Raw genomic sequence first — 14407 nt, 5'->3', positions numbered from 1 at the left:
AAACGATGTGGGGCCCGCAGGAGTACGTTCACATTGAGGCCTGATCAGATTTGGCGATCAGCGGATCCGATGTTCCGTCTTCGGATCGAACAGGAGCGCCTTGGCAGCCTCAAAAGCCGTCGTGACTGAGCTTCCCACGCGGATGGTGCGGTCTCCACCCAAGTCGATCGTCAACGGATCGCTCTCGTCCAATTGCACATAGCCGTAGGCTGTGCCACCGAGGTTCTCCACCGCGTCGGCGGTGATGCGAACGACGACGTCGCCCGTTGGCGAAAAGGCTTCCGGCCTTAGCCCGACCACGACGTCCGTGCCCGGTTCCGGCGGGGACGTGACCTGCACGGCGACAGGTGCTGCATCGAGATCGCGCAACGTGACCGTAACGCCTGCTTTGACACGGGCCGTGACACGCCCTCTAAGAAGGTTCATGCGGGGGGAGCCGATGAAGCCCGCAACAAACATATTGTCAGGATCGTCGTAAAGCGCCATCGGGGTGCCGCTCTGCTCCACGCGCCCGGCCCGCATCACAACGATGCGATCGGCAAGCGTCATGGCCTCCACCTGATCGTGCGTCACATAAACCATTGTCGCATCAAGCGCCTTGTGTAGGCTTGCGATCTCCAGTCGCATCTGGACGCGCAGTTCAGCGTCAAGATTGGACAGAGGTTCGTCGAAGAGGAAGATGTCGGGATCCCGAACGATGGCGCGGCCGATTGCGACGCGCTGGCGCTGGCCACCCGAAAGCGCGGCCGGCTTTCGGTCGAGAAGCGGCTCGATGCGCAGACGTGACGCCGCCTGTACGACCCTGCGCGCGATCTCTTCCCGTTTCATCCCGGCCATCCGAAGAGGAAAGCCGATGTTGTTACGCACCGTGAGATGGGGGTAGAGAGCGTAATTCTGGAAGACCATTGCGACGCCGCGCTGTGTCGGAGTGGCCTCATTTGCTCGCCGACCCCCAATCCGAACCTCACCGTGCGAGATGGACTCCAACCCGGCGATCATACGCAGAAGTGTCGATTTTCCGCACCCGGAAGGACCGACGAACACTGTTAGCATCCCGTCGTCGAGTGTCAGGTCGAGGCCGTCGATGATCGTGGCGGCCCCATAGGCTTTCCCGATGCCGCGCAGTTCAATAGGGGCCATGACCGAAACTCCTGTCAGTCTGGGTTGTCGCTGGTCGGCGGCTGGAGCCGCGCAGGATGATGCTGCATTCGAGCGTCCGAGAGCGGATGTCCGGAACCTCTGCGTCACCGAGGCGGGTCAGGACAAAGCTTGCAATAGCGTTCGCGATATGCGGGAGCGGCTGCGCAACGGCCGTGATGCCCTCGCTGTAAAGCCGGAAGAGATCGACGTCGTCGAAACTGACGATAGCGATGTCCTCGGGTGTGCGCATTCCGTGTTCGCGCAGCCATTCCAGCATACCTGTGGTCATCTGGTAATTCGAAGAAAATATCGCGGTCGGCGGATCGGGCAGCGCCATGAAGCCCTGCAGTGCGTTGTAGCCGGCCTCCGTTTTCCAGTCGCCGGCAAAGACATAAGCCGGGTCGAGCGGAATACCGTGGCGGCGCAGCGCTTCCTCGTAGCCAAGACGCCGCTCCACGCCACTGGAGTCGAGCGGATCGCCTGCAACAAGCGCGATCTTGCGATGACCGACATCGATGAGATGTCCGACCGCACGGCTCGCTGCCTTGAAATTGTCGACGAAGACCCGATCAAGCCGCTCGCCGCGCACATCGTTGTTGTAGACGACAACCGGTATACCTTCGGAACGGAACGCGGAAATAAGGTCCTCGGAGCGCGGGAGACCGGCCATGATCAAGGCATCGACACGCTGTTCGATCAGAAATTCGAGCGCCTCACGCAAGAGCACGTCGTCGGTCTCGTGTGAATAGGTGAGCAGTTTGCGCCCGCTCGGGCGGAAACTGCGTACGAGATGGTTGAGGAGGCCGGCGTGGAACTCATCGAATGTCGGGGCAAGAAAACCGATCAGGCCCGTTCGGTCGCTCTTCATGGCGGCGGCCGCCGCGCTCCGCCGAAAGCCGAGGTCCTCTACCGCCTTTTCAATGTCCGCACGCTTGCCGCGGCGGACCTCCTGTCCGTTGAGATAGCGTGATACTGTTCCGACTGCGACGCCTGCACGCTGTGCGACATCGTGGATCGTAGGGCGTTTGCGTCGCTCGAGGTCGTCGTTCATTCCTTGCCTCCGGATCTGTTGCGCGCATCTGCGGCGAAGAAACGCTGGAAAACGATAAAAGCCAAAAGTGGTGCCGCCGTCGTCACGATCGCAGCCACCGCCTGCTGATCAAGATTGGGCTCAAAAGAGCCGGCGATACGCGCCAGAAGCACCGTCAACGGCAGTTCGCTGCGCAGGTAGAGCATCGGCAGGAGCATCGAATTCCAAGTCCACAGGAACTGCAGAATGCCGATGGCGGCGATCGGTGTCATGGCATTGGGCAAGACGACATAGAGGAAGGTTGAGATGGGCGCACAGCCATCTACCCGGGAGGCCTCGATCAGATCCTTCGGAAAGTCGGCTAGAAAATTTTTCACCAGAAAGATCGACCAGGCAAAGGACAAGCCGACATAGGGAATGACGACAGCCCACAGATTGTCGATCATTCCGAGATCCCGCCAGAGCGTAAAGAGGGGGATGATGACGACCTGCTGAGGCAGGACGAAGGAATTGACGATGATGAGTAGCAAGATCCGCCGCCCGGGAAACGCCAGGAACTGGAAAGCGAAGGCAGCAGCGGGGGCCAGAAGCATCGTCAGGATTGTTGCCAGGCCGGTGAGGGAAAGCGACGTCCAGAAGGCCGAGACCAGCGGATACTTCGTCCACACGGTTCGCCATGCGTCGAGCGTCAGCGTCACCTCCGTCAGGCCCCACCAGCCGCTTGAGGCGATCTCACCCGCCGGGCGCAGGGAGGTCATCACAAGGCCGACAAGCGGCACGATCCAGGCGATAGCGATCAAGCCGACGAGGATAGGGATCCAAAGTGGTGTACGCCCGATCATTTCGCCTCCGCCGTTCTTTGGCGCAGCAACGGAATGGAGACGATGAACACACCCAGGAGAAGGATGACGGTCGCTGCGGCACCATATCCAAGTTTGAACTGCAGCATGGATTCCCGATACATGAAATAGCCAACCGTTTCGGTGGAGCGCGCCGGCCCACCGCCTGTCAGGACGAAGATCATGTCGAAGGCGCGCAGACTGTTCAAAAGATTAATGAAAACAGCAACGGCGAGACCAGGAAGAGAAAGCGGCACGAGAATATGGCGCATCACCGAAATCGGCCGGGCGCCATCGATATAGGCTGCCTCGAAGATCGTTCTCGGAATGGTGCGTACGGCGGCAAAGCACGTCATCAGTGGTAGGCCAACCTGTGTCCAGGCGTAGGCGACAATGATGCCCCAGAGCGCCGTCGATGTATCTCCAAGCCAAGCATGGTGAAAATCCGAAAGCCCGATGGCACCGAGGATGGCGTTGAGGAGGCCGCTGTCGTCAGGCCGGTAGATGCCAAGCCAGATAAAGCCGCTGACGGCTTCAGCGATGCCGTAGGCACTGAAGATCATCAATCTAAAGGGAGAGGTCGCCCGCGGCGCGAAGGCGCACAGTACGGCAAGCCCCCAGCCGATACCCACCGAAAGAATGGTGGTTGCGAACGTCCAGATAAGTGTCGTGAAAAGGGCCGAACGAAAATTGGGATCGCTTGCCAAGGCCGTATAGTTGCGAAACCCGACCCAGCGCGGAATGCCCAGCCCCCGGGCGTCGTAGAAGGACAGGCGGATGGTTTCGATAAGCGGATAGACGACGGAGCAGGCAAACAGCACAATCATCGGAGCGAGTAGGACGAGGGCAGCGCCCCCGTCCGTGCTGTACCAGCCTCTCCTGCCGCCGGGCTCTGCTTTGTGTCTCATCCAGGCCTTTGATGTGGGCGTGACCATATCAATTCAGGCTCGCCGCTTTGGTTTCCAGCGCCTGCGTCACGGCATCGATATTGGCGTCGCTGGTGTCCTTCAGAAAGCGTTGAAGCTGAACCCGGTATTCGTCCGTCAACTCGCCGGGCAAGGTATCGCCAAGCACAAAGGTAACGTCCGACTGGGCTAAGAAGGCGTTGGACGCTTGGATCGCAGGCGGATAGATCGAAGGTTCGACCAGCTTGGATGGCGAAGAGAGGCCGCTCTCCGCCAAGATCGTCGCAGCCTCCTTGCCAACCATGAAGTCGAGGAAGGCGTCGGCGGCCTCCGGATTGCGTCCGCTCGCCAGTGTGACGATTTCCTTGCTGTCGAGGCTGGAAGCGTTGTCGTGGCCCATCCCCATAGCCGGAAACTGGAACAGGCCGAAATCCGCCTTGCCGTCAAGTTTGTAGGTCTCGAAAGCCCGGTTGTTGATCCACATGCCAAGCTGGACATAGGCTGCGCTGCGCTGTTGCAGGACCTGATCGGCCGCATTGTCCCAATCGGTGCTCAGCATGACGGCGGGGTTGGCGCAGCAGCCTGCGTCGATCAATTCACGCCACTTGCGCAGGATGTCTTTCACACGGTTGTCAGTCCAGGCCACCTCACGGTTGGCGAGAGCCTTGGAAAATGCGGTGCCCTGCATGCACAGGAGCAATGTTTCGAAAATCTCGGCATGTGCCCAGAACTTTCCGGGGACCGCCATCGGCGTCACATTCTTTTCGCGTAGCTTGGTGAAACTGGCGATCAAAGCGTTCCAGTCCTTGGGTGGCGCTTCGATGCCAGAATCCGCCAGCGTCTGCTTGCGATACCAAATACCGGAACGGTCTCCGTATGTGTAGGTCAGACCGTACATCTGCCCTTCGATCGAGCCGAGGTCACGCCAGGATGGATCGATTTTTTCGCTCCACCTCTTTGTGGTATAAACTTCGTTGAGTGGACGCAGGAGTCCCGCATCGGCCAGTTCACGCCGGAAGGTCGGCCAGGTATTGACCATGACGTCAGCGCTCTCGCCGCCCATCAGCGACGCGCGAAGGCTGCCGCGGGGATCGCCCGACCAAGTCACCGCGACTTCACGAACGGTTACCTCAGGATAAGACTTTGAGAATGCTGCTTCGATCCGCTTGAAACTGTCGAGTTCAGAGCCTGTCAGCCACTGCAGGACGACAAGGTCACCCGTCGGATTGGCGCTCGCATCACCTGAAAACTTTAGGACCATCAAACCCGCAATGGCAAGCTTAATGCCACTATTAAACTTGATGGCCGTACCAGTGGATATTTTAGTCATCTCCGCCTCCTCCCAGTCAACGCGAACATAATGCAGCTTAAATGAATCGATGTCAATTATGTTGGTAAGAAAGCGCAGAGGAGCAAACAACGTCCACGCGCCTTCATTCGTTAGGTGCCAACGCCTGCATATTTGGATCAATCTGACACCAATTAATCCGCCCATTAACACGCTGTCCCTTGCGCAAGGAGCACGGCTGAAGGCACATGAGAACATGACCATCGCCCAGTGGCATGACATGATTGGAGAACCGACCACAAAGCAGCTCCCTCGCTTTCAGATCGATGCCGGATGGTCTTGTTTTGTGCAGAGGGCCTTTCCAACAAGGTTGTTGGTAAACGGCTCGGTGTCCATGAGCACACAGTCGGCAAGTGGTGCCGGCGTTTCGCCGAGGACGGCATAAACGGATTGACTAACGAATACCGGGCGGGTCGGCCGCAGACCGTCTCCGATGCACAGGTCGCCGAAGTCGTCGAACGAACACTGAACACAGCTCCGAAAGACACTACGCATGGGTCCATCCGATCCATGGCAGCAGATCGCGGGCTTTCGCACACCACCATCCGTCGGATCTGGTGCATTTGGCCTGCAGCCGCATTGCAACATACGACTTCCGGCAAAAGGGTAGTCGAGATGCAGTTCGTTGATCCCCGAGCGGATGCGCAGCATTCGTCCGCCGGCGCATCAGGGCAAGATCGCCGTCAGGTACTGGACGAGGAAGATAATAAACGCTGCCTCGGCTGAAGCCGAGAAGCTTCGCCTGGCGCACGACGGAGAGTTTGTGCTCGCGGTCGATCGTTTTTTTCCGCCCAGCAAGCCTGCCTTGCCGAGCGCTCCGGCTAAAAAATCATTTTCCAGCGTCAGTTCGCCAATCTTGGCGTGAAGCGTTTTGACGTCCACAGTTGGCCCCGCCGGCTCCGTCTTCGCTTCATCGCCGAAAACGCCTGTCGCCCCCTCAAGGAGCTGGTCTTTCCACTGTTTGATCTGGTTGGCATGCACGTCGAACTGCTGGGATAATTCCACCAGCGTCTGCTCGCCCCGGATGGCGGCGAGCGCCACTTTTGCCTTGAAAGCCGGGCTGTGGTTCCGGCGCGGTCGTCTCGTCATGGTATCTCCTGTTCACGGCATCTAAGCCGAAGTCAGGCAGAAATTCCTGTGTGTTTGAATTATGCTAGATTTTGATCTGCGGGAGGGAGATCGGAGAAATTCAGGTCGTTGGAGACCGTTAAGTGGCTTGATCCCCTTCCGTCCTACTTTGTCAACCTGAACAGTTGCCTGGGGCTATGAACCGCACCGGATTTACCGGAGACCCCAACTCGTGAGAAGTAGGGTCTATGACAAGCAAAACGACGAACAAATTTTCTCCTGAAGTCCGCGCCCGTGCCGTGCGTATGGTGACGGAGCATGAAGCCGAACATCCCTCCCGCTGGGCAGCGGTATCATCGATAGCGTCCAAGATCGGTTGCTCGGCGCATACCCTCCATGAATGGGTGAAGAAGGCCGAGGTCGACAGCGGCAAGCGGACTGGCCTGCCGAGCGACGCGGCCGAGAAGATGAAGGCACTGGAGCGGGAGAACCGGGAGCTTCGTCAGGCGAACGAGATTTTGCGCAAAGCCTCGGCATATTTTGCCCAGGCGGAGCTCGACCGCCCACTGAAGCGATGATTTCCTTCATCGACGAACACCGCGCGGTGCTCGGGGTCGAGCCGATCTGCAGGCTGCTGCCGATTGCCCCGTCCACCTACTATGAGGTCGTTGCCAAGCGCACGGACGTGGACCGCCTGTCGGCCCGCGCCCGTCGCGACATGGCGATGAAGGTCGAGATACGCCGGGTGTTCAACGAGAACTTCCAGGTCTATGGCGTGCGTAAAGTCTGGCGGCAGTTGCAGCGAGAAGGTTACGACATCGCCCGCTGCACCGTCGCTCGGCTTATGAGAGTGATGGGGCTTCAAGGCGTCATTCGCGGCAAGCCAGTCAAAACCACCATGTCGGACAAGTCCGCTCCATGCCCGCTAGACCGGGTGAACCGACAGTTCTTCGCTCCAGCGCCGAACATGCTGTGGTTATCCGATTTCACCTATGTCGCGACCTGGCAGGGCTTCGTTTACGTGGCCTTCGTCACTGATGCCTTCGCCCGCCGTATCGTCGGTTGGCGGGCAAGTCGGACGGCCCATGCGGGCTTTGTGCTCGATGCCCATATTGATCTCGGAACAACAGCCAAGTGTGAATTTCTCAGTTCGACTCTATGAGGTATTTTAACCGCTTAACGTATCGACCTTACGAAGTTCGGGGAAGATCACCATCCATAGTAAGACAATAGCGATAGTACCCACGCCGCCGAGAACGCCAGCGACAATCGGGCCCATAGCGCCTGCCAACAAACCGGATTCGAATTCACCAAGTTGGTTCGATGTGCCGATAAATAGAGAATTAACTGCATTGACGCGACCACGCATAGAATCTGGCGTCATCAACTGGACAAGCGAGCTTCGTACGACAACACTTACAGTGTCGGCCGCACCTACAAAAAAAAGGGCAATCACTGATATTATGATGTTCGATGACAAGGAGAAAAGGGTCGTCGCTACACCGAACGCTGCGACGGCGAACAGCATTGTGTCGCCGACCCGCCTAGTTAGTGGGTTCCGCGCCAGAAAAATCGACATGGCCAAGGCACCGATAGCTGGTGCCGCTCGAAGAAACCCCAGTCCCCAGGGGCCAGCGAGAAGAATATCTCGAGCAAACATGGGTAGTAGGGCCGTCGCACCACCAAGCAGCACTGCAAAAAGATCGAGTGATATGGTTCCCAATATCACCGGCCGGCCCTTAATAAAGGATACGCCGGCAAATACCGACGAAAAAGTAATGGGTTCTCGCTTGGCAGGTACCCACGTTAGTGGGATCGCGATGATGTTTATACTAGCTAGGGAAAAGCAAACGGTCGAGATCACAAACGGTGCCACGGAATGAAAGCCATAGAGTAGCCCGCCAATTGAAGGCCCGATGATGAGAGCTGTCTGCATAAGAGACGTAGACGTCGCCACAGCTTGCTGCAACATGGCGTGCGGAACAATATTCGGCAGAAGCGCAGACATGGTGGGGCGCTCGAAAGCAACCGTTGCCCCCAAAATCGTAATGGCAATAAATATTCCGCTAGGGCTTAGCATATCTTGCCACACGGCAACCGCCAAGGCGAGGGAAACCAGCGCTTCTACGACCTGACAGGTCAATCCAATTCTGCGCCGATCAAACCTGTCAGCAATGTGGCCGACGATGAATGTGAGGATAACCATCGGAAGGAACTGGCAAAGCCCAATCAGTGCAAGAGCGTAAGCGCTATTGGTTTTGTCATAAATCATCCAGCCCAGTGCGACTGCAATGCTTTGGTAGGAAATCGACGAGAACACTCGGGAGGCGACGAAATTCAGATAGCCAGGATGACGAAACACGTCCTTGGCAAGATACGGTTTAGGTGCCATGACATCCTCTGGCGGGGTGAGATCTTAGGCCTCCGCGTTCATCACAAACGCGGTCTCTGCCTGTACTGAGGTTGTGTTTATAGTGGCAACTTAATGATACTGAGACATCATTGTGAGTTTGTTGCCTTTGGACGCATAGTGGAATCAGCGTGAGTTTACACTCCTTGATTTACTTCCGACGACTCCTGGCTGTCACTTGCAACGGAATGCTGTAATTTCATATCGTTTTGTTGCGAGACCGTCCATGAGCATAATCTTACAACGACACCATGCGATCGTAATTAAGACTGTGTCCGCATATCGGTCATCGCTCCAAGAAATCGAGGCGGATCTCCGCGTGCGAGCTATGTCCAATGATGCGTCTCTTCAGGAACTTGCGCTGCTGAGACGTCTCAAGGATGAAATGGCAAATATACTGCGAAGCTATGAAAATCTTGAAGAAGCGTTCAAAGCTTTGGTTCAGAACAACACGATCAGGTCTGGATGAACGCTGCTGTCGCTACGGTGATGTTATTATGAAAGCGTAGCAAAGTGGTGCTCGAAAAACTAGGCGACCCAAGAGTGCTGTCAAAGTTCCACAGTGCTGCTAACCCTGTACGGGCTATCGGGCCCGAAGCATCTCCTCCAAGTTCTTTTGCGACAGCGCAGCATCCTACAAAGCGTCATTCGTAATCCGTAATTTGTGAATCGACACCACGGTTATTCCTTCATATCGTCTCGTTTGAACTCAGTTTCTTATTCCTACCGACAGCGCTTGCAACTCGGCAGGAAAGAAAACCTTTGGTAATAATAGAGGTGGCTCGGTTCGTCTGAACAGTTTCGGGCGTTTCGTTAAGTGGATTTCCGCCTCGATTATGCCGCCACCATCATTGGTGCCAGCGCGTTGAAGTAAGCCTGATCCGGCGTCTGCCGGTCAAGGGATGAATGTGGGCGTCGACTATTGTAGAAGGTCAGATATCGGCCAATGCCGACGCGGGCTTCGGACACGGTTTTGTAGGCGTGGAGGTAGACCTCCTCGTATTTGATCGAACGCCAAAGGCGTTCCACGAAGACATTGTCCCGCCAAGCGCCCTTGCCATCCATCGAGATGGCGATTTCGGCTTTCTTCAACACTGCCGTGAAGTCCATCGAGGTGAACTGCGATCCTTGGTCAGTATTGAATATGTCGGGTTTGCCATAACGGGCCAGCGCTTCCTCGACTGCTTCGATGCAGAAGGCTGCTTCCATCGTGATCGACAGCCGCCACGACAGAACCCGCCGACTGAACCAGTCCACGACGGCGCAGAGATAGACAAAGCCGCGAGCCATCGGAATATATGTCAGGTCCATCGCCCAAACCTGGTTGGAACGGGTCAACGCCAGCTTGCGCAGGAGGTAGGGATAGATTTTGTGACCGGGTGCTGGTTTGGATGTGTTCGGGCGACGGTATATGGCCTCGATGCCCATCTTCTTCATCAGCGTGGCGACATGCAGCCGCCCAGCTTCCAGCCCTTCTCCTCTCAAGAGCCCTTGCAACATCCGACTTCCGGCAAAGGGGTAGTCGAGATGCAACTCGTCAATCCGGCGCATCAGGGCAAGATCACCGTCAGGCACTGGACGAGGCAGATAGTAGACTGTGCCACGGCTGAAGCCGAGAAGCTTCGCCTGGCGCACGACGGATAGCTTGTGCTCGCGGTCGATCATTTCTTTCCGCCCAGCAATCCCGCCTTGCCGAGCGCACCGGACAAAAAATCATTTTCCAGCGTCAGTTCGCCGATCTTGGCGTGCAGCGTTTTGACGTCAACGGTCGGGCCTGCCGCTTCCGTCTTCCCTTCGTCGCCGAAAACGCCTGTCGCCCCTTCAAGGAGTTGGTCCTTCCACTGCTTGATCTGGTTGGCATGCACGTCGAACTGCTGGGATAATTCCACCAGCGTCTGCTCACCTCGGATGGCGGCAAGTGCCACCTTCGCCTTGAAAGCCGGGCTGTGGTTCCGGCGCGGTCGTCTCGTCATGGTATCTCCTGTTCCCGGCATCTAAGCCGAAGTCAGGCAGAAATTCCACTTATCCCCGCTGTGCAGATTTCCCGAGCCAGCTCTCTCTCTACACGACTTCACAATGTATGCGTACTCAGAACAGATTTTTGAGCCGCAGCAGTCCAACGCCGAACCCCTGAAGTGGGTGGTCAGATTCGCGGGCGAGACATAAAACGACGGAACGAGCACTTGCAGTAAATTTACGAAACATCATCATAGATGAAATGGACGGGTCGATGTAAGATAATTTCCCATTCTCGCCATAATGGTTGAGGCAAGGGGGCGCTGGCCGCGACCATTTTATGGTGCTGCAATTGCAGATTTCTCGCATACTCAGCGCACCTCGACGCAGCCAACATCCCAACAATAGAAACGGCAATGCCTACATTATAGCCAGCCAGCACGATCAACAATGACAGAAGGTGTACACCGGGATCTGACAAGGCAAAGGCCGCTGCGGACACGAAAGCAATCAATATTCCAATGCCAACGACAGTGGCTGTCGAGCGAAGAGTAAGCGCAGTGAGACTTAGTGTCAGACCAAGGAGAAATACCATCATACCGCTTCTCCACTGGGCGTGACGAAAGGCCCTTGTATACTCGCGAACAGTACTTTTATTTCGTATCTAAACATCTTACGATCCAAGCAAAGATCTGTTGCATTTGAGCTCGACAACTAGTAAGTCCGATGTGCCTTTCCCAAAACCACCGCTTCACTCATCTTAAAAAACGCGGGATTTTGCATATTTTATGGCAGATACGGTCAAAATAGTTCATTCCATTACGTCTGCTCGCCATTGGTGAGCATCATCAGCCAGTTCACGTGCACATACGCGGGAAATCCAGCATGCTAACCTGAGTTGGGGTGTGTTTTGCCACAAGTGTGCGTTAAGCGATTGCAGACTTTGCGGCACAGCATGCTTTGTTGTTATCGCATTAAGCTTGCAGCGTTATTTTTGTGGGTCAACCGAAAATTTCAATTATCCGAAAAAATCTTGGATTGGTTCACCTAGAATTTCTTTAATTTAAGTAAATATCTATGGAGAGAAAGCAGGTCTAATGCTGTCTAGCCATCTGGGCCCTCGGGACAACGAAAGAATTTGTTGGTACGGACGAAAACCAGTTCAGTCGTGCACAACAAATAACAGATGATCGTTAACGTATTAAACGCTTTTTTCGGAGGGATATTTGGAAGAAGTACTCTTATAATTTTACTATATATCTTCTTTGCGATTTTTTCCTGTTTAAATAAGGCCAAACGTTAGTTCTATTGATAATCAGTCCACCCGGTTGCATTCGAGGTCAACCGCAGCGGTGTGTAGATACAAGCTCCTTTGGTCCAGAGATATCTGGGCGCTGTACGAATCTTTAAGATTTTTCATATATTATATAAGTATATCCTGAAACTGGAACCGTGAATCCGATGCATTTTACTATCAGTCGTAAATTAGGTTGCCTTGTCGCCTTAGCTTTATTGACATGTGTCTTCATGTCTATCGTACAACTCTATGACCTTCGCAGCGTCATCGAGGCGGACCGACGCTTCATGCTGAAGGCGCAGACCGAGGCGGCATCGTCTATCGTTCGCTTCTATGTGGACGAGGCGAATGCCGGTCGCCTGTCAGTCGAGGACGCAAAAACACAGGCCAAGAAAGCGATCAGCGCTATCCGCTTTGGTGCAAAAGACTATGTTTTCATCATCGACGAAAAGGCCGAGATGATTGTCAACCCCAACGCACAGCTGGTTGGAAAGACCTTTTGGAGCAGGGCCGACTCCCAAGGCAGCCTTATGTTCCAAGGACTGATCACACGCGCTCAGGAAGGCGGCGGCTTTACCCCGTATCTTTGGCCGCGTGAAGGGTCAGATGCCCCGGTCGAGAAGCTAAGCTATTCCGAAGGCATAAAGGCTTGGGGCTGGGTGATTGCCACCGGCGTCTACATGGACGATATCGAGACGCTCTTCTGGAACGAGATCAAGACGATCGGCTTTTGGCTGATACCGCTTCTCGTGATTGTTGTGATCGCTGCCTTGTCGATGACGCGCAGCATTGCCCGGCCAATCGCCCGTATCACCTCTCTTATGCGTTCCCTTGCCAGTGGCGAGCTATCGCACACCATTCCCCACACCGACCGTCACGACGAGATTGGCGAGATGGCTTCTGCTGTTGAGGTTTTCCGGGCGAATGCCGTTGCCAACCTTCGCCTCGAACAGGAGGCTGAGGCCAATCGGAGCCTGTCAGAAGAAGAACGTCAACGTAAGGCTGAGAGCGACCGTGTCCGGGCGCAAGAAATGGGGCAAGCGACGGCTGGCCTGGGTGAAGGTCTAAAGCACTTGGCAGGTGGGGATCTGAGCTTCCAGCTTGTCGATCCGTTCGCGGCTGATTTTGAAACCCTGCGCACTGACTTCAATTCCGCCGTCGGGCAGTTATCTGAAACGCTGCGCGCCGTTGCTGACGCCACCCATGGCATCGACACGGGCAGCCGCGAAGTCAGCGCCAGCGCCGACGATCTGTCGAAACGTACCGAACAGCAGGCCGCTGCTCTTGAAGAAACGGCTGCCGCCCTCGATCAGATCACTGTCAATGTCGCCAACTCCTCCAAGCGCGCCGACGAGGCTCGCAAAGTGGCTGTTCTCGCGAATGAAAGCGCTGCTGAGTCGGGTCGGGTTGTCGCCAATGCGGTCGAAGCCATGCAGAAGATCGAGGCATCCTCCAATCAGGTCTCCAACATTATCGGCGTTATTGATGAGATCGCGTTCCAGACGAACCTGTTGGCTCTCAATGCGGGGGTAGAGGCTGCACGTGCCGGTGACGCCGGCAAGGGCTTCGCAGTCGTCGCCCAGGAGGTGCGCGAACTGGCCCAGCGCTCGGCGCAGGCGGCCAGGGAGATCAAGGAGCTGATCCGCAATTCCTCGCTTGAAGTCCAAAGCGGCGTCAAGCTTGTCAGCGACACCGGCGAAGCCTTGAAGACGATCGAAGGCTATATCGTTACGGTCAACCAGCACATGGACTCCATCGCAACATCGGCCAGAGAGCAATCAGTTGGTCTGGCCGAAGTCAACACGGCGGTCAACCAGATGGACCAGGTGACCCAGCAGAACGCCGCCATGGTGGAAGAAACCAGTGCGGCGGGGGCTACGCTTGCCAACGAAAGCGGCAGGTTGCGCGAGTTGATCTCGCAGTTTCAGCTCGGTGGAGCCCTTCGTCAAACAGCCTCCATCATGGCTGCAGGCCCTGACCACCGACCGGTGCAGTCGCCCGTTAGAAAGCTGGCCGGCAAGGTATCGAGGGCGTTTTCCGGCAACGCTAGCGTCAAGGAAAACTGGGAAGACTTTTGATAGGGCGCTCCCTGGGATGGCATGATGGCCCCGCCCGGTTTGGCGCGGGGCCATCATCACTCAGCCCTTTGAAACACTATGAGTCATCCCAAAGCCCTGATCGGTGAATGGGAGCTATATCGACAACTCGTTGACGCGGTCCGCGCGCCGCTACGGATGGTGAATTTTATGGCAGCTATACTTAATTTTCCCAAGCAGCGTGCACGCGGTGCTGTATTGCGAAACCATATCGAGACATTACAAAACGCGAAACCGGACACGCCTGACCCTGTTACCGAGAGCATTATCGCTCTCATGGAACAGATCCAGCGCGTAAATGCCTCGATTGCAACATAT

The 14407-nt window shown here is 56.0% G+C and carries 10 protein-coding genes, 3 pseudogenes and 1 other annotated feature; of the genes and pseudogenes, 4 read left to right on the top strand and 9 right to left on the bottom strand.

Annotated elements, in window-relative coordinates; genetic code table 11:
• Window positions 1-57: 57 nt before the first annotated feature.
• From DSM25558_RS15265 to DSM25558_RS15245, 5 genes are read right to left on the bottom strand one after another with little or no spacing between them, the layout of a single operon-like run.
• Window positions 58-1140, bottom strand: a complete 1083-nt coding sequence (locus DSM25558_RS15265; RefSeq protein ID WP_077105591.1) for an ABC transporter ATP-binding protein — start codon at window positions 1138-1140, stop codon at window positions 58-60.
• Complete coding sequence (locus DSM25558_RS15260; protein WP_077105590.1) at window positions 1127-2191, bottom strand: LacI family DNA-binding transcriptional regulator; 1065 nt, start codon at window positions 2189-2191, stop codon at window positions 1127-1129. The genes DSM25558_RS15265 and DSM25558_RS15260 overlap by 14 nt, the downstream gene beginning before the upstream one ends.
• Entirely contained in the window at window positions 2188-3012 is an 825-nt protein-coding gene (locus tag DSM25558_RS15255; protein ID WP_077105589.1) for a carbohydrate ABC transporter permease, read from the bottom strand. Before DSM25558_RS15255 ends, DSM25558_RS15260 begins: the two co-directional genes overlap by 4 nt.
• Window positions 3009-3917, bottom strand: coding sequence for a carbohydrate ABC transporter permease (locus DSM25558_RS15250; protein ID WP_244554213.1), 909 nt, complete (start codon window positions 3915-3917; stop codon window positions 3009-3011). Before DSM25558_RS15250 ends, DSM25558_RS15255 begins: the two co-directional genes overlap by 4 nt.
• A 28-nt stretch (window positions 3918-3945) precedes the next feature.
• Window positions 3946-5244, bottom strand: a complete 1299-nt coding sequence (locus DSM25558_RS15245; RefSeq protein ID WP_077105675.1) for an ABC transporter substrate-binding protein — start codon at window positions 5242-5244, stop codon at window positions 3946-3948.
• 255 nt (window positions 5245-5499) lie between these two features.
• Here DSM25558_RS15245 and DSM25558_RS15240 point away from each other — a divergent pair.
• Window positions 5500-5842, top strand: a pseudogene (locus tag DSM25558_RS15240) (helix-turn-helix domain-containing protein); the annotation flags it as partial.
• On the opposite strand, the pseudogene DSM25558_RS27770 reads toward DSM25558_RS15240, so the two are convergent.
• Window positions 5842-6351: pseudogene (locus DSM25558_RS27770) on the bottom strand (IS3 family transposase); the annotation flags it as partial. The pseudogenes DSM25558_RS15240 and DSM25558_RS27770 overlap by 1 nt on opposite strands.
• A 227-nt stretch (window positions 6352-6578) precedes the next feature.
• Between DSM25558_RS27770 and DSM25558_RS15225 the strand changes: the two are divergent.
• Window positions 6579-7438: pseudogene (locus DSM25558_RS15225) on the top strand (IS3 family transposase); the annotation flags it as partial.
• Window positions 6863-6979: a sequence feature (AL1L pseudoknot), on the top strand. (Overlaps the previous pseudogene by 117 nt.)
• A gap of 60 nt (window positions 7439-7498) precedes the next feature.
• On the opposite strand, the gene DSM25558_RS15220 reads toward DSM25558_RS15225, so the two are convergent.
• From DSM25558_RS15220 to DSM25558_RS15200, 3 genes are all read right to left on the bottom strand, one after another.
• Complete coding sequence (locus DSM25558_RS15220) at window positions 7499-8722, bottom strand: MFS transporter (protein WP_077105586.1); 1224 nt, start codon at window positions 8720-8722, stop codon at window positions 7499-7501.
• Between the two features lie 852 nt (window positions 8723-9574).
• A protein-coding gene (locus DSM25558_RS15210; protein WP_200800761.1) for an IS3 family transposase occupies window positions 9575-10713 on the bottom strand; the annotation gives its coding sequence in 2 pieces (ribosomal slippage) (window positions 9575-10455 and window positions 10455-10713; 1140 coding nt in all).
• Between the two features lie 221 nt (window positions 10714-10934).
• Complete coding sequence (locus tag DSM25558_RS15200; protein WP_077105582.1) at window positions 10935-11294, bottom strand: hypothetical protein; 360 nt, start codon at window positions 11292-11294, stop codon at window positions 10935-10937.
• Window positions 11295-12223: 929 nt separating this feature from the next.
• On the opposite strand from DSM25558_RS15200, the gene DSM25558_RS15190 reads away from it, so the two are divergent.
• The gene (locus tag DSM25558_RS15190) at window positions 12224-14071 is read left to right on the top strand and encodes a methyl-accepting chemotaxis protein (RefSeq protein WP_083716477.1); all 1848 of its coding nucleotides are present in this window, start codon (window positions 12224-12226) and stop codon (window positions 14069-14071) included.
• 78 nt (window positions 14072-14149) lie between these two features.
• The coding region (locus DSM25558_RS29115) for a hypothetical protein (protein ID WP_210189140.1) at window positions 14150-14407 on the top strand (258 nt) is incomplete at its 3' end.

Origin of the sequence: Agrobacterium sp. DSM 25558, assembly GCF_900100825.1 — a bacterium.
In the GTDB taxonomy this organism is placed as follows: domain Bacteria; phylum Pseudomonadota; class Alphaproteobacteria; order Rhizobiales; family Rhizobiaceae; genus Agrobacterium.
This window is presented reverse-complemented; position numbering and strand designations above follow the sequence as displayed.